This is a genomic window from Mesorhizobium sp. P2_A12 (assembly GCF_056405075.1).
Map to the genome: position 1 here is coordinate 714333 of NZ_JBFUCU010000001.1, position 20306 is coordinate 734638.

16 protein-coding genes are annotated in these 20306 nt (G+C 63.0%); 6 read left to right on the plus strand and 10 right to left on the minus strand.

The annotated features are described in order from the left end of the window. Nucleotides 1–28: 28 nt before the first annotated feature. From AC1DZU_RS03415 to AC1DZU_RS03425, 3 genes are all read right to left on the minus strand, one after another. Nucleotides 29–1552: a mercuric reductase gene (locus AC1DZU_RS03415; protein WP_477281726.1), complete on the minus strand. Its 1524-nt coding sequence runs from the start codon at nt 1550–1552 to the stop codon at nt 29–31. Next, nucleotides 1542–2873, minus strand: a complete 1332-nt coding sequence (locus AC1DZU_RS03420) for a glucoamylase family protein (RefSeq protein WP_477282218.1) — start codon at nt 2871–2873, stop codon at nt 1542–1544. Before AC1DZU_RS03420 ends, AC1DZU_RS03415 begins: the two co-directional genes overlap by 11 nt. A gap of 249 nt (nt 2874–3122) precedes the next feature. Beyond that, the gene (locus tag AC1DZU_RS03425) at nt 3123–3902 is read right to left on the minus strand and encodes a helix-turn-helix transcriptional regulator (RefSeq protein WP_477281729.1); all 780 of its coding nucleotides are present in this window, start codon (nt 3900–3902) and stop codon (nt 3123–3125) included. A gap of 160 nt (nt 3903–4062) precedes the next feature. Here AC1DZU_RS03425 and AC1DZU_RS03430 point away from each other — a divergent pair, with 160 nt between their 5' ends. From AC1DZU_RS03430 to AC1DZU_RS03450, 5 genes are all read left to right on the plus strand, one after another. After that, nucleotides 4063–6192, plus strand: a complete 2130-nt coding sequence (locus tag AC1DZU_RS03430; RefSeq protein ID WP_477282220.1) for a hydantoinase/oxoprolinase family protein — start codon at nt 4063–4065, stop codon at nt 6190–6192. A 13-nt stretch (nt 6193–6205) separates the two neighbouring features. Then, nucleotides 6206–8410, plus strand: coding sequence for a hydantoinase B/oxoprolinase family protein (locus tag AC1DZU_RS03435; RefSeq protein ID WP_477281731.1), 2205 nt, complete (start codon nt 6206–6208; stop codon nt 8408–8410). Continuing rightward, the gene (locus tag AC1DZU_RS03440; RefSeq protein ID WP_477281733.1) at nt 8407–8892 is read left to right on the plus strand and encodes an acetone carboxylase subunit gamma; all 486 of its coding nucleotides are present in this window, start codon (nt 8407–8409) and stop codon (nt 8890–8892) included. The genes AC1DZU_RS03435 and AC1DZU_RS03440 overlap by 4 nt, the downstream gene beginning before the upstream one ends. 77 nt (nt 8893–8969) lie before the next feature. Continuing rightward, on the plus strand, nt 8970–9797 hold the full coding sequence (locus tag AC1DZU_RS03445) for an SDR family NAD(P)-dependent oxidoreductase (RefSeq protein WP_477281735.1): 828 nt from the start codon (nt 8970–8972) through the stop codon (nt 9795–9797). A 217-nt stretch (nt 9798–10014) separates the two neighbouring features. Beyond that, nucleotides 10015–11328: an O-antigen ligase family protein gene (locus tag AC1DZU_RS03450; protein ID WP_477281737.1), complete on the plus strand. Its 1314-nt coding sequence runs from the start codon at nt 10015–10017 to the stop codon at nt 11326–11328. Between the two features lie 372 nt (nt 11329–11700). Here AC1DZU_RS03450 and AC1DZU_RS03455 read toward each other — a convergent pair whose 3' ends face one another. Together AC1DZU_RS03455 and AC1DZU_RS03460 are read right to left on the minus strand one after the other, a co-directional pair. Next, nucleotides 11701–12966 (minus strand): polysaccharide biosynthesis/export family protein, encoded by a 1266-nt coding sequence (locus tag AC1DZU_RS03455; RefSeq protein WP_477281739.1) that lies wholly within the window; start codon nt 12964–12966, stop codon nt 11701–11703. 84 nt (nt 12967–13050) lie between these two features. Further along, on the minus strand, nt 13051–13728 hold the full coding sequence (locus AC1DZU_RS03460; RefSeq protein ID WP_184873244.1) for a sugar transferase: 678 nt from the start codon (nt 13726–13728) through the stop codon (nt 13051–13053). Between the two features lie 532 nt (nt 13729–14260). Between AC1DZU_RS03460 and AC1DZU_RS03465 the strand changes: the two genes are divergently transcribed. Then, nucleotides 14261–14605: an exopolysaccharide production repressor exox gene (locus AC1DZU_RS03465; RefSeq protein ID WP_245331034.1), complete on the plus strand. Its 345-nt coding sequence runs from the start codon at nt 14261–14263 to the stop codon at nt 14603–14605. A gap of 17 nt (nt 14606–14622) precedes the next feature. On the opposite strand, the gene AC1DZU_RS03470 is transcribed toward AC1DZU_RS03465, so the two are convergent. From AC1DZU_RS03470 to AC1DZU_RS03490, 5 genes are all read right to left on the minus strand, one after another. Further along, on the minus strand, nt 14623–16467 hold the full coding sequence (locus tag AC1DZU_RS03470) for an ABC transporter ATP-binding protein (RefSeq protein ID WP_477281742.1): 1845 nt from the start codon (nt 16465–16467) through the stop codon (nt 14623–14625). Between the two features lie 8 nt (nt 16468–16475). Further along, on the minus strand, nt 16476–17477 hold the full coding sequence (locus tag AC1DZU_RS03475) for a phosphoenolpyruvate carboxykinase (ATP) (RefSeq protein ID WP_477281744.1): 1002 nt from the start codon (nt 17475–17477) through the stop codon (nt 16476–16478). After that, nucleotides 17474–19396, minus strand: coding sequence for a lasso peptide isopeptide bond-forming cyclase (locus AC1DZU_RS03480; protein ID WP_477281746.1), 1923 nt, complete (start codon nt 19394–19396; stop codon nt 17474–17476). The genes AC1DZU_RS03475 and AC1DZU_RS03480 overlap by 4 nt, the downstream gene beginning before the upstream one ends. After that, a complete protein-coding gene (locus tag AC1DZU_RS03485; RefSeq protein WP_477281748.1) occupies nt 19393–19770 on the minus strand; it encodes a lasso peptide biosynthesis B2 protein in 378 nt (125 codons plus the stop codon). Before AC1DZU_RS03485 ends, AC1DZU_RS03480 begins: the two co-directional genes overlap by 4 nt. Before the next feature lie 124 nt (nt 19771–19894). Next, nucleotides 19895–20224, minus strand: a complete 330-nt coding sequence (locus AC1DZU_RS03490; protein WP_477281750.1) for a PqqD family protein — start codon at nt 20222–20224, stop codon at nt 19895–19897. Nucleotides 20225–20306 lie beyond the last annotated feature (82 nt).

Sequence of the window (20306 nt, forward strand, 5' to 3'; positions counted from 1 at the left end):
CAAGCTTGATGCCGACGGCCCGCAAGGGTCAGCGCCTGGACCACGCCAGCCAGCGCGCCGACAACCGCTTCCACAGTGAGGTGAACCGGGTTCGCCGGTAGGCGTCCCCGGCCATCTTTATGCCTTGTGCCTGCGTCGGGAAGGGATGGATGACGTCGGCCAGCGCGTGCAGTCCCATACCGGATTTTATGGCGAGCGACACCGCATTGATCATCTCGCCGGCATGGCTGGCGACGACCGTGGCGCCCAGGATGCGATCCGACCCTTCCTTGACGTGGATTTTGACAAAGCCCTCCTCCTCGCCGTCCATGACCGCACGCGCGACGTCGTGCATCAGCACCGTATAGGTCTTGACCGGGATGCCATCCTGGCGCGCCTGTGCCGGATAGAGGCCGACATGGGCAATTTCCGGATCGGTATAGGTGCACCACGGCACGACCAACTGGCTCACCCTCTTGCGCCCGAGGAACAGGGCGTTCTGCACGACGATGCGGGCCGTTGCCTCCGCGATGTGGGTGAATTTGTAGTCGAGGCAGACATCGCCCGCCGCATAGACGCGCGGATTTGTGGTCCTGAGATAATCGTCTACCTGGATGCCGTCGGCATCGTATGCCACCCCGGCGTTTTCCAGGTCGAGGCCGTCGACATTGGGCGAACGGCCGATGCCGGTGATGATCTCGTCGACGGAAATTGTCGTCGTGTCGTCGTCGCGCAGCAGGTCGGCGAGCTTCTTGCCGCCTGCCGTCCGCACCGCTACGACCTCGGTGTTGAGGCGAACCTCGACCCCTTCGCGCGCCAGCGCATCCGAAAGGACCTGGGCGGCGTCGCGTTCTTCGCCGGGCAGGAACATCGGGTCCCGCTGGGCCAAGATGACTTTCGCACCCAGCAGGCAGAAAGCCTGCGCCGCCTCGCAACCGAGCGGTCCGCCGCCGATGACCAGAAGCCGTGGCGGGCAGGCTGTGAGGTTGAACACGGTCTCGTTGCTGAGATAACCGGCTTCGGCCAGCCCCGGAATCGTCGGCAGGCTCGCACAGGCGCCTGTCGCGATCAGCGCCTTCTTGAAACGCAGCGTCTTGCCGGCGACGATGACCGCGTCCGGTCCGGCAAACCGCGCTTCGCCGAAAAAGACATCGATGCCTTCCGAGGCGATGGTCGCGGCCGAATCGGCGCGGCTTATCCGCTGCCGGATTTGCCGCATGCGCCGCATGGCCCGCTGGAAGTCGACGTGAAGACGCTCCGGCGTGTCGCCGCCAAAACTTTCGGCATCGCGCATATCGGCATAGAGCCTGGCCGTGCGGATGACCGACTTGGACGGGATGCAACCGACATTGACGCAGGCGCCGCCAATCAGGTTGCGTTCGATCAGCGCGACCTTTGCGCCGAGGCCAGCCGCGTCGCGGGCGGCGGTCAGCCCGGCCGGCCCGGCGCCGATGACGACGAGGTTGTAGGGACCGTCCGGCTCCGGGTTCTTCCAGTGCGGTGGATGGGCGTACTGGATCAGCTCGATGTCATTGCGGTCGACAGGGAAGGCGGCAGTCCGGTCACGCGCCATCGCCGTCATCCCTCGACAGCCATCCACCCGTGAAGCCCGCCTTGCGCAAGCCTCGACGGATGTGCTGGTTGGACCGCATCAGTTTCCAGACCAGGCGCGAGCGGTGGTTCTCGATCATCATCACCACAACGCCCTGGTCCAGACCGTAGTGGCCTTCCGACACCCAACCGTTGCGGCCGAATTTTCGCCGGTTCGCCAGTGTCGGGTTGAAGCCGCTCGGCAGCCGGAAATTGTCGACCACCTCAGGGTAGCGATCCCCGAGATGGCGCAACGCCGCCAGGCAGATCTCCGGCGCGAAAGGCAGTGACGCCGGGTAGGACCATGGGGCGATCGTCCCGTCATCCGGCCCGAACGGAGCGCCACGCGCGGCATAGCCGGAAAACCGGCGACGCTGTCGCTCCACGCTGGTGCGAAAGCCGCCCGGCCCGTCGCCTGCCGAAAGTCCCCATAGGTTCTCGTCGTAACCCCCATAGCCATAGGGGTTGTGCCGCGCATAGTCGCGGTGGAGGTAGGTCGAGCGGCGGCTGTTTTCGAAATAGTCCGAATTCTTCTCGCGCATGAAAGCGTCGCGTATGCCGGCGAAATCGATCCAGGCATGCGAGAACTGGTGCATGAACAGCGGTCCGCCATAGAGCACGTCGTAGCCGTAGATGTTTTCCCACTGGTAGGTCGCGGTCCAACCTTCGTAGCTGTCGCCGGAAGTCGGGCTGTCGGGCGAGGCCATCGACAGCACATAGAGGATCGTCGCTTCGTTGTAGCCCTCCCAGCCATAGTGGAGAAAGCCGCTCTTCGGCTTCCAGCCCTGCCGCAAGGTTGGACTGCTGCCTTGCGCCCATCGCCAGTCGACACGCCGATAGAGTGCTTCGGCCAGCCGGCGGATTTCGGCTTCCTCGTCATCGTCACCGGAGAAATAGGCGCCCGCCACCAGCACCCCGGCGATCAGCAATGCGGTATCCACCATCGACAGTTCGCAGCGCCAGACGCGCCGGCCGGTCCGCATGTCGAGGAAGTGGTAGTAGAAGCCTTTGTGGCCGGTGACGTCGTCGCCATTGCCTTGCGTGGAGGTCGAGAAGAAGCGCAGTGCCGCAAGGGTCAGCTTCACCGCCGCCTCGCGTGTCATCCAGCCTCGCTCGACGCCGATCGGATAGCAGGACAGGGCGAAACCGACGACGGCGATGCTGGCCGGCGAATTCGGCCGCGACGTATCGGCGACCAGCCCGTTCTCCGCGTTCACATTCTCCAGGAAATAGTCGAAGGCCGCACGCTGGTAGCGATCCAGAAGCTCGTCATCGGACAGCGCTGCGGGTTCGGCCCTAAGCAAACGATGCACACTCCACCCTGATGGCCGTAGCCTTCGCCGCTCGCATGGCAATGGCGAGCCCCTGGCAGGTTGTCGCGCATGCCGACCTGTCACTCGGTGTCATGGCTTTCCCATATCTTTCTTGCGTTCTCGTCGATTCGGGCGTTGGCAATCATACGCGTGCAGCGCTCCCTTCGTTGCCCCCGTCACGTAGAATTGTAGCTGTATCCGCCGACGCAGGGAATGTTCCTGCGAATGGGCGCAGCCGCCTCATCGGTCCACCTGGTGCTGGAAGAACTGCAGGAACAGTTCCCGCTCGGTGGTGATGTCGAGTTTTTCGTAGATGCGGCGGCGATGGTTCTTCACGGTGCCGACGGTGATGCCGAGGCGCTCGGCGATGTTCGCAGTCGGGTGGCCGGCCAGGATCAGCTGGACCAGTTCCCGCTCGCGCAGCGACAGCTCCGGCCACAGGCTTGCCGGGATGGTCGGCTCCTGCCGGGGCGAGGCACCGGGGCCGGTCGGCGCCGAGGTGCGGGAGAACTCGGTTCCGCGCGCCTTGATGTCGAGCGCATGCAACGCCTCGAACACCGGCAGCCGCTCGTCCAGCAGGGCGATCTCGCTGTCCTTGAATACGGTGGCCGAGCGGTCGAGGAAAATGCCGAGGCACCAGTCGCCGCCATCGGCCAGCATGATGCCGACCTCGTCGCAGATTTCCGACTGCGCCAGGAAGCCGGCAATGTACTGACCGCGCTTGGCCGCGTCGTCGGCAAGCCGTTTCAGCGGCATGATGCCGAGCCTTCGCTCGCGCCGCCACGACGCATAGAACGGGTCGAAGACGTAGTAACTGGCGAGGTAGCGCTGCACCATCTCGTCCGAAAAGCGCCTGTGCTTGACGAATTCAGGTGTCTGCGTCGCCGAATAGCGTGTCACGGTGACGAGGTCGTGCTCGATATCCGCGCCGATCAGGTCGATCAGGCAGTCGACATGCCTGTCCGTGCCGGTGGCGGCGATCGCCTTGGCGAGCGGCGCCCAGATGGTCCCCATGCGCATGCCCTTTTCTCTGCGATGTAGGTCAGCCCGTCATTGTGTCTTTAGGCATATGGCGCGAGGCCACCCGCCGAATCTAGCCTAGCGACAACTTAGACCAGATATCGAGGCGACCGTGACCCAGCCCAACCTCACCGGCCCCATCGTTGGCAATACGCCGATCATTGGCAATCCAATCGTCATCGGTATCGACGCCGGCGGCACCATGACCGACACGATCCTTGTCGATCAGGACGGCCACTTCAAGATAGGCAAGTCGGCGACGACACCGAAGAACGAAGCCGAAGGTTTCCTCGCTTCGGCCGAGGACGCGGCGGACGCCTGGGGCATCTCGCTGGAGCAGCTGTTTTCCGGCGTCAACGTCGTGCTCTATTCCGGCACCGGCATGCTCAACACGCTGCTGTCGCGCACAGGGCGCCGGCTCGGGCTGATCACCACCAAGGGTCTTGAGGACATGATCCTGATGGGCCGTGGCCTGCAGGCCTGGGCCGACTATTCCTATGCCGACCGGCTGCATGCGGTCACCCATCATCATCCCGACCCGCTGGTGCCGCGCCGCCGCACCCATGGCGTCACCGAACGCATCGACCAGTTCGGCGACATCGTGCTGCCGCTCTACGAGCATGAGGTCGCGGCGGCGGCGCAAAAGCTGATCGCCGACAAGGTCGAGGGGATCTGCATCATGACGATCTTCTCGCATGTCAATCCGGTGCACGAGAAGCGCATCGCCGAGATCTGCCGCGAGGAGATCGAGAAGGCCGGCGCCGAGATCACCGTCTACACCAGCCACGAAGTCCGCCCTGTCATCCGCGAACAGTCGCGGCTGAACTCGGTGCTGATCGAGGCCTACGCCACCTCGCGTGGCCGCAAGCAGCTCAAGGGGATCGAGGACGTTTCGAAGAAATACGGCTTCAAATATGGCGTGCAGACGCTGCTTTCCTTCGGTGGCCTGACCTCGATCAATCATCCGCGCCTGCATGAAACCATGATCTCAGGCCCGATCGGCGGCATCCTGGGTGCGGCCTATGTCGGCAAGCTGATCGGCAATGACTCGCTGATCTGCTCGGACATGGGCGGCACCTCCTTCGACATGGGGGTCATCACGCGCGGCCAGACGCGGATCGAGAACGAGCCGCTGATGGACCGTTTCAAGCTCAACGTGCCGACGCTGCATCTCGATACCATTGGCGCGGGCGCCGGCATGATCCTCAAGGTCGATCCGCTGACCAAGAAAGTCAGTCTCGGACCGGAAAGCGCGGGCTCCGATCCCGGCCCGATCTGCTTCGCCAGGGGCGGTACCGAGCCGACCATCGCCGATTGCGACGCCATTCTCGGCCGCCTGAACCCGTATTACTTCCTCGGCGGAAAGGTCGTGCTGCAGGTCGAGAAGGCCCGCAAGGCCTTCGAGGAAAAGTGCGCCAACGTGCTCGGCGTCGGTGTCGAGGAGGCCGCCGAAGGCATGATCGACATGCTGGAGGCCGACGCCAACAACGCGCTGCGCCGCGTCATCTCGGGCCAGGGCATCCATCCGTCGGAATTCACGCTGCTGTCCTATGGCGGCTCTGGCCCGCTGCATCTGGCCGGCTGCTCCAGGGGAATCGGCTTCAAGGATATCATCACCTTCCAGTTTGCCGCCGCCTTCTCCGCCTTCGGCTGCACCACGGCCGATTTCATGCGCCGTCATTCGGTGTCGACGCAGCACGACATCCCCTCGCGCGCCGACGAGGCGACGCTTGCCGCTTTCGGCGCCAAGGTCACGACGGTCTGGAACGATCTGACCAAGGCGGCCGTCGACGAGATGATCGCCGACGGCCATGCGCGCGAGAAAATCAGGACCGTGCCGTTCCTGATGATGCGCTACACCGGCCAGCTCGAGGACGTCGAAGTGATGGCGCCGCTCGCCGAGGTCAATTCGGCCGACGACATGCGCAAGGTGCTCGACGAGTTCGAGGCGGTATATGCCAAGGTCAACCACCGCGTGTCGCGCTATGGCGAAGCCGGCTTCACCATCACCGAGCTCGGCCTGATCGCCACCGCCGACAAGGTCAAGCCGGTGCTGCTCAAGCGGCCGCTCGGTGCCTCCAATCCGGCTGCCGCCCACAAGGGCGTGCGCGAGGCCTATATCGGTGGGCGCTGGCACAAGGCCAATCTCTACGAGATGGATCTCTTGCAACCCGGCCATCAGGTGATCGGGCCCGCCATCATCGAACATCCCGCCACGACACTCGTCGTCCATCCGCAGGACCGCGTCCATGTCGATGAATGGACGCTGCTGCACTACACCCACGCTTGAGAGGGCGACCGCCATGTTGGACAAACCTGCCTCGGCCCTGCGCCTTCGCGAAAGACTGCTCGATTCCGAGCGGCTGATGGAAGAGACCGGATGCTATGACGGCATCACGGAACTCACGCTGCGCAACCAGGATCCGCTGAAATTCGAGACGCTGCACACCAAGCTGCGCGCCTATTGCGTCTCTGCACGCGAAATGGCCCGCCGCATCTCGGCCTCGCCCGGCGTGCGCGAGGTCGGCGAGATGGTGGTGGCGATCTACACGCCTGAGGGCGATGCCATCGCGCTCTCCAACGGCATCATGGTGCATGTCCACACGATGAGCCGCTTCATCAAATGGATGATCAAGAACAACTACGAGGAAAACCCGCGCATCCGCGAAGGCGACATCTTCGCCAACAACGACGCCTTCATCGGCACTGTGCAGGTGCCCGACGTCATGGACGTGGTGCCGATCTTCCATGAAGGCACGCTGGTCGGCTGGGCCGGCGCGGTCTGCCACGAGCTCGAAGCCGGCGGCATCACGCCCGGCGGCGACGTCTGCCTGGCGCAGGAGCGCTTCACCGAAGGCCTGTTCGTCTGCGCCGAGAAGATCGGCGAGAATGACGAGATCCGCCGTGACTATGTCATCCGCTGCGAGCGCAATCTGCGCATGCCGATCTACTGGGTGCTGGACGAGAAGGCCAAGGTCGCCTCCTGCATCGACATGCGCGAAAGCGTCAAGCAGCTGATCTCCGAGATCGGCCTCGACTACTGGATGAAGGTGTCGAAGGAGTTCATCGAGGAAGGCCGTCGTGCCCAGCTTGCCCGTACCCGCCAGCTCACCGTGCCCGGCATCTATCGCGGCCACACCTTCTATGGCCATGTCACCGCGGGCAAGCCCGGCTTCCAGCTGCTCGGCGATCCGGACTGGCTCTACAACATCCCGATCGAGATGGAGATCACCACCGACGGCAAGATCACCATGGACTTCGAGGGCACTCAGCCCTGGGGTTACCATTCGATGAACTGCACGCCGGCCGGCATGGATGGCGGCATGTTTGTCACCTTGACCCAGCACATGAATTTCGAAGGCCTGGTCAATGACGGCGCCTGGATGGCGACCGAACTGAAACTGCCGCACGGCACCTGGACCAACCCCGACAATGAGATGGTGGCGACAGCCACCTCATGGGCGCTGCTGCTGCCCGCCTATGGCGTGTTCCAGCGACTGCTGTCGCGCAGCTTCATTGCCCGTGGCTTCGTCGAGGAGGCTTTCGTCGGCCAGGTCAACAGCCCCATGATCGAGATGGGCGGCGAAAGCCAGTACGGCACGCCGTTCGGCATGGCGCATTTCGAATGCGCTGCCGCCGGCTCCGGCGCGCTGGCCATCAAGGATGGCCTCGACACCGCCTATGTCGGCTGGAACCCGGAATCCGACATGGGCAACATCGAGGTCTGGGAACAGTCGATGCCGATGGTCTATATCGGCCGTTCGATCGTGCCGAATTCCGGCGGTGCCGGCAAATATCGCGGCGGCTGTTCCTTCGTCTCGACCTGGCTGATCAACAAGACCCCGCATCTGCGGCTCCACACCTCGGAACACTCTTCGCGGGTGTTCGACAATGGCGGCATGTGCGGCGGCTATCCGGCGCCGACCTGCCAGAAGCACCGCGCCGTGCGCAATTCCAACATCCATGAACTGGCGGCCAGGGGCGAACCGCTGGCGCATGCGCCAGGCATCGACCCGCATATGTCGGACTACGAGAAGAGCATTGGCGGCGACCATGTCGTGGTCGAGGGCCCCTACATCACCTCGCCGCACAAAGAGGGCGACATCTTCAGCCATTCCTACAATGGCGGCGGCGGCTACGGCGACGTGCTGGAGCGCGATCCGATCAAGACGGCATCGGATGTCGAGAACGGTTTTCTCACCCGCGAAGCGGCGGGCCAGGTTTTCGGCATCGTGCTGAAGGACGATGAAGACGGTTACCCCAAAGCCGATATCGATGCGACCGTGACGCGGCGCGCCGCCATGCGCAAAGAGCGGCTGGCGAAAGCAATCCCGGTGGCGGACTGGATCGCCGCCGAGCGAGGCCGGGTCGAGAAAGCCGACTTCGCGCCGGAGGTGAAGAAAATGTATGCCAGCGCGATCAAGCTGTCGTCGCGCTTCACCAAGGATTTCAGTGATTTCTGGAACGTCGACGCCAGGTCGATCTTCACGCCGGGAGCAAAGCCATGACCTCGTACAGCAAGGAAGTCATCCGCGATCTCGCTGCCGGCCAGCTGCCCTGGCCGCAGACCCGGCGCATCATGAGCGCCTACAAGGACGATGACCGTTTCTTCAAGATGGTCGCCGTCTATCAGGATCGCGTCGCCTGGAAGGATACGATCCTGCTGCCGGTCTCGGATCACCTGTTCATCTGCCAGAGCGGCGATGAGCGGATAACCCGCTGCGAGTGCGGCCACTCCTTCGGCGACTACCGCAAGAACTGGAAGCTCAACGCCGCCATCAACGTGCGCAACAGCGAGCAATCCCTGCGCGAGATCTATCCGAACAGCGACCTTCCTGATCCCGAATGGATGGAAATCCGCGAATTCATCTGCCCGCAGTGCGGTACCTTGCACGAGGTCGAGGCGGCGGCGCCGGGCTATCCGATCGTGCATGATTTCGAACCCGATCTCGAAGGGTTTTATCGCGAATGGCTGGGCAAACCACTTTGACGACACTGATCTTGTGAGCCGCGTCGCAGGCAAGGTAGCCTGGTTGCCCGCACCGAATTGTCTGGAGACCATGCCTGATGACAAACCTTTCCGGCCGCAGCGCGATCATCACCGGCGGGTTTTCCGGAATGGGCTTTGCCATCGCCACGGCACTGGCTGAGGCTGGCGCCAATGTCGCCGTCGGCTCCTACATTGCGCCCGCCGGCGCCGACAAATCCGATGCCGCCTATTATCCCGGCGCCGACGAAATCGAACGCGTGCGCGCAGCTCTTGCCGCCCATGGCACCAGGGTTCACGCCGCCCATCTCGACGTGCGCGACAGCGACGTCACCAACGGTTTCGCGGCGGACGCCGAAGCCGCTATTGGCCCGGCCGACATATTGGTCAACGCCGCAGGCACCACCGCCGAGCAGCCGGTCTGCGGCCACTCCGACGCGCTGTGGGACAAGATCGTCGACACCAATCTGACCGGCGCCTTCCGCGTCACCCGTGCCGTGCTGCCCGGCATGATCGGGCGCGGCTGGGGCCGTATCGTCAACATAGGCTCGACCGCCGCCTCCGTCGGCTGGAAGGACAACCCGGCCTATTGCGCTTCCAAGGCCGGCCTGCTCGGCCTGACCCGTTGCGTGGCGCTGGAAGGGGCGGCGCATGGCGTCACCTGCGTCATGATCAGCCCGACCTGGGTCGAGACCGAGCTGATGCGCCGCAACGTGGCGCAGGTCGTCGAGCGCGAAGGGAAGGGGCGCACGGCGGAGCAAGCCATGGCCGAAATCGCCAGCGGCAACCCGCAGCAGCGCCTTCTGCAGCCACAGGAGATCGCGGCTCTTGCCGTCTTCCTCTGCTCGGATCTGGCCAAGGGCATCACCATGGAAAACATTCAGATCACCGGCGGAGCACTGTGGTAGCGCTGATCCAGGCAGCTGCGGCAGGACGAGGCGACGGCCTGATCTCGGCAATCGCCTCGCTGTAAGACAAGGTGACCGGATTTGCCATTGAGCGCAGGGCGCGATAGGTTATATTGCACTGCACAATGGAGACGCCGTTTATTGCACGCCCTTGTTTGCGGATATGCCGACTGGCCCACGGCCTGCCGGCCTTGGGTCGCGCCGGCGGGACTCTGAGATGAAGATTCCAAAGTCCCTGCTGGTCGATCCCGAGAAGAATTCGGTCTATGGCAGTTTTGCCGTTGCCGTCTCGATCTGGGCGTTTTCCTATTCGGTCATTTTCGGCCAGATCCTGATCCTCGCCTACTATGCGGTCTGGCTGCCGCTCATCCTGGTCGACTACCGGCGGTTCCTGCGGCACCTGTCCAGTGCCTGGCTGCCGCTGCTGTTTGCCGCCTATGTCTGCTTCTCGGTCTTCTGGTCGCAGGCGCCCGGCGTCACCGCGAGGACGTCGATCCAGTATTTTTCCCATATTGCCTGCGCCTACGTCGCGGCACGCACCGTCAGCGTGCGCACATTGACCATAGGCGCCTTGATCGGGATATTCGTCGTCCTGCTCTATTCGCTGCGGGTCGGAAACTATTCCGAGGACGTTCTCGACGGCACCTACAACTTCGTCGGCGCTTTCGCCTCCAAGAACCAGATTGGCTTTGTCGCCTCGCTCGGCATCTATTTCTGCGTCGTTTTCGTTGCTTTTTACAGGCGCGGCTGGCGGAGCGTCATCCTGGCGGTGCCTATCGTGCTGTTGTCGGCCTATCTGCTGGTCATTGCGCATTCCGCCACCTCGATGGCCTCGATACCGGCGGTCCTGGCGCTTGTGGCGCTTCTTGCCATGAGCAAGCTGCTGTCGCGGCGCTATCGCCGGGTGATCTTCCTGATCGGCGCCGGCCTGCTGGTCGTGGTTGTCTTCGTCGCCTTGAACCTCGGGCTGATGGACTTCGTCCTTGGCCTCTTCGGCAAGGATTCGACGCTCACCGGGCGGACCTATCTGTGGGAGCAGGGCTGGAACGCCGTGCAGAAAGCACCGATTCTCGGCCTCGGCTATGCCGCCTATTGGGTGCAGGGTTTCGCCGAAGCCGAGCGGCTGTGGAACGAATTCTACATCACCACCCGCACCGGCTTCCATTTCCACAACACCTATATCGAAGCCCTCGTCGAACTCGGCTTCGTCGGAGCGACGCTGGTCTCGCTGATCATGCTGCGCACGCTCTACGGCCACGTCTCGGCGGTGATCTTCAAGGCATGGCAAGCGGATTCGGTAATTCTCTTCGGCGTGATGGTGCTGCTCCTGATCCGCTCCTTCGTCGAGGTCGAGATTCTCAACCCCTACATCATGGGCTCCTTCCTGATGTATTTCAGCTTCTTTAAGCTGGCGCGGCTGCCGGTCACCCGCACGCGGTGGAGCCCCGCCTTCGAGCAGGCTGAGGCGGCCAAGAGAGAGGCCCCCTGGCCCCGGCATGTGAATGGTCCGGCGGCCGCCAACCCGTCCTGAGCCAGTGCATGGCGCTCAAAACTGCGCAGCGGTTTTGACATGCATCAAAACAAAGGCTTGAAGCGCGTCGCATGAATCCCTTCAAACGCGACGCGCTTTATCGTTTGGGAGGCGGAAGCAGGGCCAACGGCGGTTTCGCTTGGGAGCTTTCGCCCAAGCAGGCCTGGCCCAAGGCGGGATCCATCCCTGGCGGGATGGATCAAAACGCCGGATCGTGCTGGGGTTTCCGGGTCTGCTGGCTAGAACAATTCCAGGAAAGTATAAAACGGTTTTCCCGGGAAAAGCGCGTAGCGCGTTCCCTTAGGGAATCGCGTCAAAGCAAAGAGTTAGAGCGGTTCGCCGTTTCCGTGAACGGTGAACTGCTCTAGGGGTCTACTGGCTGGTCAGCGGCGCCAGCTTGACCTTGATCACGTCGCCAGGCAGCACCGGCGTATCTTCCTTCGCCGAGATTTCGCTGCTCTTGCCGTCGACGACCCGCACCAATGCGTAGAGCAGGCTGGATTGCTGGTCACTGTCGCTGGCGACTCTCATCGAGGGATCGCTGGCCTGGGCCATCAGGCCTTTCTGCATATTCACCTTGAGCGCGGCCTCGTTGAGGTCAGCTTCGGTCTGCTGCCGGTCGGTGGCGAGATTTGAACTCAAGGTGTTCTGGGCATCGATGGCGTCCTGCGTCGCCTTGCTGATCGCCTGCTTGGCGGTGAGGATGGCCGTTTCGTAGTCCAGGATTTTGCCCTGCAGGTCGGCGACGGACTGCCGCGAATCCAGCAGCCGGGCGTTGGCGATCAGGCCTTTCTGCGCCAGCGGGCCGATGCTCGTGAGCTGCTGCTGTGCCAGGTCGACCTGCTGCTGCTGGTTGACGATCTTCTTCTGCAGCGACTCGATTTCGGACTGCAGAACCCCCTTCAGATCGCTGAGCGCCTCAAGCTTCAGCTTCAGCGCCTTTTGGTCGGAGGTCAGGATCGTCATCTCGTCTGCGACGATGGCTGGCAGTCTGGGATCGCCCTCAGCCTCCTTCGGCACCTCGAAACTCGCCTTGCCGGCCATATCGGCGTCGATGCGGGCGCGCTTGACGAGCAGCCGAATGCGCTGGTCGTCAGAGATATCGAAATTGCCCTTGGCGGTGACCAGGTCCTTGCCGAGCTGCGGGCCATAGTCGGCGTTTCGCCTGATCCCACCGGCGACACTGATGGCCTTCAGCACTGTCAGCTCTGGCACATAGGGAAATTGGCCGGGGTTCTGGACTTCGCCCGAAATGTAGAATGGCCGGTACTGCGCCATTTCGACAGAGGCTTCCGGCTTGTCCGACAGAGCGAGCTTGCGCTGCAATGCCTGGCCGATCGCCGCTGCGATTTCGGAGGTGGTCTTGCCGGATGCCGGAAGCTCGCCGGCGAACGGCACCGACAACGTGCCGGAAGGGCCAACCGTGTACTCGCCATTCACCGCCGACCAGTCACGGAATGTGCCTTCGACCGTCTGCCATTCGGCAACGCGGATGGTGAGCTTGTCCTGCGATCCGAGACGGTATTCGTCGGCGGCGGCGATGTGAGGGATGACCAGCGACATGGCAACGCATGTGGCCAGCAAACGCGCCCGCCGCAGCCGGCCGGAAACCGGGCCGCTGCGAAGGGCTTCAAACATATCTGTTTTCAACTGAACGTTCCGATCCGCTTTAGCCCCATCGCCCGATGATGCTTGCCGCCGAATGCCTGGTATCGCGGCCGGTCAGTAAGAACCGCGTGACATCCAGACGGCGGGGACTGTCTTGATGATGATGCGAACGTCCTCGAACAGCGACCAGTTCTCGACATAGTGGCGATCGAAGGCCACGCGGCTGTCATAGGAGACGTCGTTGCGGCCGCTCACCTGCCACAGGCCGGTCAGGCCCGGGCGGGATTTCAGATAGTAGACGGCGGAGGTGCCATAGATCTCGAGCTCGTCACGCACGACCGGACGCGGCCCGACAAGGCTCATGTCGCCCTGCAGGATGTTGATGATCTGCGGCAGCTCATCGAGGCTGAGTTTCCTCAGGACCGCTCCGACGCGGGTGACGCGCGGATCGTTCTTCAGCTTGCGGGTCGCCACCCATTCCGCGTTGGCGTCCGGGTTGGTTGCGAGATAAGCGGCCAGCACCTTGTCGCCATCGGGAACCATGGTGCGGAACTTCAGGCACGGAAAAATCCGTCCTCCGCGTCCGATTCGCCTGTGGCCGTAGAAAATCGATCCGCCGTCGGAAAGTTTGACGAGCAGAGCGATCATGACAAACAGCGGGCTGAGAGCAATCAAGCCAATCAGTGATCCGGTGATATCGAAGCTGCGTTTGAGCAGGCCGCCGATCGGCGGCGGAAAATCGATGTCGACCTGCGAAAAGCCCGCTGTGGCCGACTTGGCAACGTCCCTCATGCCGTAAACTCCATGCGTGAACGAATGGTTCGCCGCAAGATACCAAAAAAATGTTGCAGCGCAACACACAATTTACCAACCGGTTGAAATAGTCGCGTCATGAATTGACTAAATAATAAGCTAGCCATGCACAAATTTCGGGATATTTAGCACATTTGTGACAATAAATGGGCAAACCCCGAAAAATAGCGGCCTTTTTGGGGCGGTTCTTAGGCGGGCTGTCCTATGGGGTAAGGCACGGAGCACAATAGTGCTTTAGCAGAGCTCGAGACTCAAGGCAAATCCCGTAAAATACTACTTAATATTGTTTCTTTTACTCAAGAATGGCGACCATTCGAGGTCGGTTCAAATCCCTTTGCGTGCATTGCAGCATGGCCGAATCGATCGCAAAAGCTCAATCAAAAATATCCGGAGTTGCCCTTGCCGCCTACTGCTCGCCTTAATAGAATTGCAAATTATACCTGTCACAGTGGCGACAGGTAGAAAAGGCCGGAAGCAACCGGCCGAGAGCGGGCGACCTTAACAAGCCCGCATGACAAGGGACGGCGCTCGGGTGGGGCAATCGTTATATAGACCCGAGCCGGTTTATGGGCTGTTGGGTATGGCACTTCCAAAATTCATCGTCGGGATGATTTTCGCTCTTTCAATCGTCGTTGCCTGGTCTTGGCTAGGCGGCGCTTCGATCGGAACGACGCTGATCCGCGTCATCATCTGCGCAATTATCATTCAGGCGGGCTACTTCGTGCTCGTCTATGCCATGATCGCCAGAAGCCCGCCGACGCCGGCCGACATGGCTCGCGACGCGGAGAGAAAGCTGAATGCGCCCGAGGTGGCCGAAGGCGAGAAGCTGGGCAGCGCCAGGCGAAGCCTGCACTAACCAGAAGCCTGCCAGCCTCACGCAACGTTAGCGGGCTGGCTCTCGGACTGTTCGCCCAAAAGCATCCGCGACAATCGGCTGCCGGCTTTTTCCTTCAGCCGCTGATATTGCCCGACTTCGACGACGCGGCCGTTTTCCATCGCCACCACCCAGTCGGCGAAGGCGATCATCGACGGCCGGTGCGCGATGGTCAGGATCGTCATGGTGCCGCGCAATCCGTCAATGGACTGGGCGATCAGCGACTGGTTCTGCCAGTCGAGCGCGCTGGTGGCCTCGTCCAGGATGAGCAGGGACGGCTTGCGCAACAGCGCGCGCGCAAGCGCAATGCGCTGGCGTTCGCCGCCCGAAAGCCGCACGCCACGGTCGCCGACCACCGTCTCAAGCCTGATGTCGAGCCGTTCGACGAATTCGCCGGCGTGCGCTGAGCGTAGCGCGGTCCACAGATCGTCATCGCTGGCTTGCGGCGCGGCAAGGCGCAGGTTGGCCGCGATCGTGTCATGCAGCAGGAACACGTCCTGCGGCACATAGGCCACCTGATCGCGCCAGCGGCGGCGGTTGCCGGCATCGATCTCGACGCCGTCGACGAGCATCGTGCCGGCGGTCGGCTCGAGCAGGCCGAGCAGCATGTCGGCGATCGTGCTCTTGCCCGAGCCGGAGGGGCCGATCAGCGCGGTAACCTTGCCGGCCGGCAGGCCGAAGGTGACGTCCCTGACGACCATCTTGGCCGGGTCGTCGCCATAGCCGAAACAGACGTCCCTGATGTTGAGGCCGGTTGCCAGAGACAGCTTGCCGCCTTCGCTGGTTTCGGCATCGCCCAGTTCGCGCTCGGCATCGAAACGCGCCTGCATGCCGCGCATCGCCGTATAGGCGGGCAGATTGATCAAGACCTGCTGGGCCTGCGTCTGCATGTCCATGAAGCGCGGCGCGATTCGCATGAAAACCAGCAGCAGGACGACGATCTCGGCCAGCGACAGGTTGAAGCGGACCAGTGCCACATAGATGAACAGGCTCAAGCCAACGACGCTCGCCACCTGGAACACCGCGGTGCCGATGGTGCTGTTGCGCACATAGTCGACATTGTCGGCCTTCATCTTTTCGAGCGTCGCTTGCAGCTGCGCGAAATAGGTCGCCTCGACATTCAGGCTCTTGGCCACCTTGATGCCGCCGAGGAATTCCGAAACCGTCCGGTACTGATCCTGGCGATTGGCGGTCAGCACCCGGCCAAAGGCGGTGGCCCGCGATCGAAACGGCTGCAGGGCCACGAACATCACGATGCCGATCACGACGGCAAACAGCGTCATCACCGGTGAGATGAACACCGAAACCAGCAGGTAGCCGGTCAGGAGCACGGCGATCTGCACCAGCATCAACACCGAGAAGGCAGCCCCCTGGACGCGGTCGATATCGCCGGTCAGGGCATGGTCGAGGTCGGAACTGCGCATGCGCGTGAAGACGCCCCAGCGTGCCTTGCCGATGCTCTCGAACAGGTTCATGCGCACGCGATTGATGAAATCGAACAGCAGTTTGGCCATGTAGACCGACTTGAAGCGGTTGAACGCCGCCTGCACGGCAACAAGCCCGACCAGCAGGCAAAGCACCGTCGTCAGTTGCAGCGTTCCGTCCGGCACCAGCCAGCGTGCGAAATCATTGTTCGGCAGCTTGACCGCAAAATCCTGGTCGGCGCGTCCCACCAGATGCAGCAGCGGCACCAGCAGCAGGATGGAGATGCCTTCGGTCAGGCTGCCCAGGATCAGGAAGAGCAGCGCCGTCCAGGTTCGCCGCCCGCCGATCTGGGCGATGACGGCGCCGAATGCGGCAACGTCTCGAAACAGCGACAGGCGAAGGACTGAGGACTTCGACATGATTGCGCTCACGACCGCCAACGACCTGCTGTCGGATCTCCAGCCGCCAGATCCCTTTCGATCAGGTCCACGGCCTCACCGATCCTATCTAGGCCCGCCGGGACTTCGAGGCGGCGAACGCCGACTTGGTCCGCCAGCCGCGCGCATTGGCGAAGATGCACTTCTGCAAGGTCGCTAGGCAGGGCCGCGCGGCCGAACCGCGTCACATAGGAGAATTTGATGATGGCCGGCAGGGCGGCGATGCCTGGCAACGGCGTGATGGCGGCCTTTTCGCCGCGCTCAAGGATATAGATCCGAGTTGCAGGCACATTGTTGCCGGAAAAGGCGCCATTCAGGCGATGCTGCATCTTGTCGATCGCCGGATGCACTTGCGGCCGCACCTCGACTTCTCCCAGCGAGATCGCCGCCGCGGCGTCGGCTGCCAGCTTGATCTGCGGAAAACCCGGAACGATCATCGGCTCACCCGGATTGGCCAGGTCCAGCGCCACGACATCATCGGTAAGCAGGTCATGTCCGGCCCGGATCATCGCGCTTGCCGTCGTCGACTTGCCGGCGCCCTTGTCGCCCATGAAGATGGCGCTCGTGCCGGCGACTGCAATGGCACTGGCGTGCAGGACGAGCAGGCCGCGCCGGTGCAGCAGCAGCGCCATCACCGGACCCAGCAGCGGAAACGCGATCAGCGTGTCGTCGACACCGGGCGCCGGCTCGACGTCGATGCGGCAGCCATCGCTGATCAGGAATGCGCCGACGGCATGCCATGCGAGATATTGGCGCTCCGCCTCGAAGCGAAACTCGGTCGCGGCGTCCGAGGAGGGTTTTGGCAGGTCGATCGGGCCGACGGCGATCACGACATCCGCCGCCCCCGGCGCCGCCGGCTCCAGTTCGGGCAACGCCACCTCGGACGCGATGGTCAGGCCATAGGCGCGATAGAAGTGGCGCTCTCTCATGATCCGCCCGTGTGGACGGGGATGATCACCGTATGCGGCAAGAAACTCGTTTCGCGCCATCATGCGGGGCTCCCGCTGTGCTGGAGCTGCCGCAGCCAGAGCGACAGCGATGCCGAGCGCCAGACATACTGGACATCCAAAGGCGCCGGTCGATCGGGCTGGCGCAGCAGCCGCGCATAGGCAGCACTCACCTGGGGCAGATTGACGTAGGGCGCAATGCGGCTCGCATCCGAGATCAGCAGCTGTTCCAAGAGGTCGCGGTGGTTGCGCAGCATGCCGTTGACGAGATTGGCGGTGAAGTCGATCTTGTCGCGCCGCCACTGAACCGCTGCCGGCAGCACGCCTTCCATGGCGCGGCGCAGCACATAGCGGCCGAAGCCGTGGCTGAGCTTTTCCTCGCCGGGCAGGCCCAGGCAGAACTCGACCAGCGGCTTGTCCCAGAACGGATAGCGCGGCTCGACGCCGAAATTGGCCGCGGCCTTGTCGAGAACCTCGAAAGCATGCGGGACATAACCGTTCGACAGGATCCAGCGATGGCTCAAGGCGTCGCTGGCCTGGACGCCGGGCGGCATATATCCGGCTCGGTGAAATCGGTCCACAAGCTCGGTGCGCCTGGCCAGGTCCGGATTGATCAGGTCGCGCCAGCCTCGGCCGCGCGGCGCCTGCGCCGGCTTGCGTACCCTGTTCAGGACGCGGTTTGCCAGGTGTCTCAGCTTAGCGATCCGCCAGGCCGGCCCGTAGAGGGTCAGGAACTGGAGATACAGGCCCAGCGTGCTGTCGCCATAGGTGTCGGAGGCGCTGCGGACCTCACGCCACAAATCCATCCATCTGCCGGCATTGGCAAGTTCGTGCAGATAGCCATGTCCTTGTGAAACGACCTCGTCGCCGCCATGGCCGTCCAGCAGCACCTTGATGCCCTTGGCGCCGGCAGTCCGGTAGATGCCGCGGGTCAGCGTCAGGCCCGGCGCCAGGAACGTTCCTTCCTGCTCTTCCAGCACCCGTTCGAACTCGGCGAATGGCGCATAGTTGCCGACTGGAATCAGCGTTGCGTCGACCTTCTGCTGATCCAGCACGGCATCGATGAACGGGCGCTCGTCCATCGACGAGCCCGTCTCGAAAATCAGCGAGAAGGTGGGCAGCCTCGGCTTGCGCCCGGCGGCGTTTTGCAGGCCGGCGACACACGCGATCGAGGAGGAATCAAGGCCACCGCTTAGCATCGCGCCGACCGCGGAGGTTCCGCGCATGCGGTTGCGCACCGATTGCGAGAACAGATGGGCGAATTCCTCAGGCGCATCCGACCGCATCGATCGGGCCGACGGCTCGATCTGCCAGTAACGGCGCAGCACCACCTGTTGGCCGGTGACGGTTAGGCTGTGGCGCGCCGGCAAGCTGAAGATGTCGCTGTAGGGTGTCGCCTGCGGGTCATCGGGAAGCCCGGCCAGAAACCCCGAGATCTGGTGCTCGCTGACATGTCTGCCGACCCCCTCGACGCCAAGGATCGGCCCGATCTCCGAGGCAAAGGCAAAAAGCCGATCCGCCGCATGATAGTAGAACGACTTGACCCCGAAATGGTCTCGCGCGCAAAACAGCAGCTGCCGCTCGGCATCCCAAATGGCGAAGGCGAAATCGCCTTGCAGATGCACGGGGCAGGCTTCGCCCCAACGCAGATAGGCCCGCATCAGCAAGGTCGCATCGGCGACCGATCTGTCGCGGATGCCCAGCCTGGCCAGCAACTCGTCGCGGTTGTCCAGCCGGCAATCGGCGGTGATGGCGAGCTTGCCGTCGGCCATCGTCAGCGGACCGGGGCCAGCTTCATCGGTGGTGTTGAGCCAGGCGTGGCCAAGCGCGATGCCGGTGTCCAGCCACCACGAATTTCCGTCGGGGCCGCGATGGCGCATGCGCGCCAGCATCTGCTGAATATCGGCCGCCGCGACCGCTGGGGGGTGCCCCTGTCGAAGCAGGATTCCGGCCACGCCGCTCATCGGCTGCCGTGGTCGACCAGATGGGCGAAACCGTCGATCGATCCGCCAAGCACGATATGATTGTCGCTGACCAGCCAGGCATGCGCCTTGAGTTGCTCGCCCGTGCCGCGTTCGATGCCGATGCGTATCTTCGAGGCATTGCCCTGTCGAGCAAGCATGTATTGACCCGAAAGCGCCTGGGTCAGGCACGTGGCGTAAGGGACGAAACGGGCCGCGGCGGCAACCCCCCAGGCAACGCGCCGCAGTTCGCCCATGCTGGCGCATTGTCGCGCGTCAAGCCGCGTCACCAGGCTGCGAACACGGTTGTAGGACAACAGTGTCAGCCCCAGCCGAACCGCCGCGACCACCAGCAGGCAGCGGCCGAGGAAGATCATTTCCCAGCCGCTCAGGGAGAGAATCCCAAACAGGCTTCGCCGGCCTTGCCGGCGCTTTCTCTGTCTGGGGCTCCTTTCGGTCGCGGGTTCCTGCCGCAAAACCATGGCCTTATGCGGAACCTGCTTAGACAAGTTCCTCATGATCAAGCCTCGCAAGCCCGTTATCGGCCAGGCCCCTCAGCAGTGCCTCGACGTCGGCCTGGCAGCGCTCCGGGTCGACCTTGTAGCGCGCAAGCACCGCACTGCGGATCTCCGCGATCGACCTGGGCTCCTGGATCAAATCCCAGATGAAGGCGCCGACGCCGTTCAGGCTGTAATAGATGTTGGATTTCAGATTGAGCAGCGCCAGGCCATCGCCGAACTCGCAAGCCACGGCATCCTTGGTCGCACTGACACGATTGTAATCGGCCAAAACTTGGGCGGCCAACTCCTGGCCGGATTGTTTCCAGTTCATCCCAAAACCTCGCTTACACTACGCTTCGCAGTTCCAGGCAATGAAAGGGGAGTCGGAGGCAGTGCCCCCGACTCTCTTATTT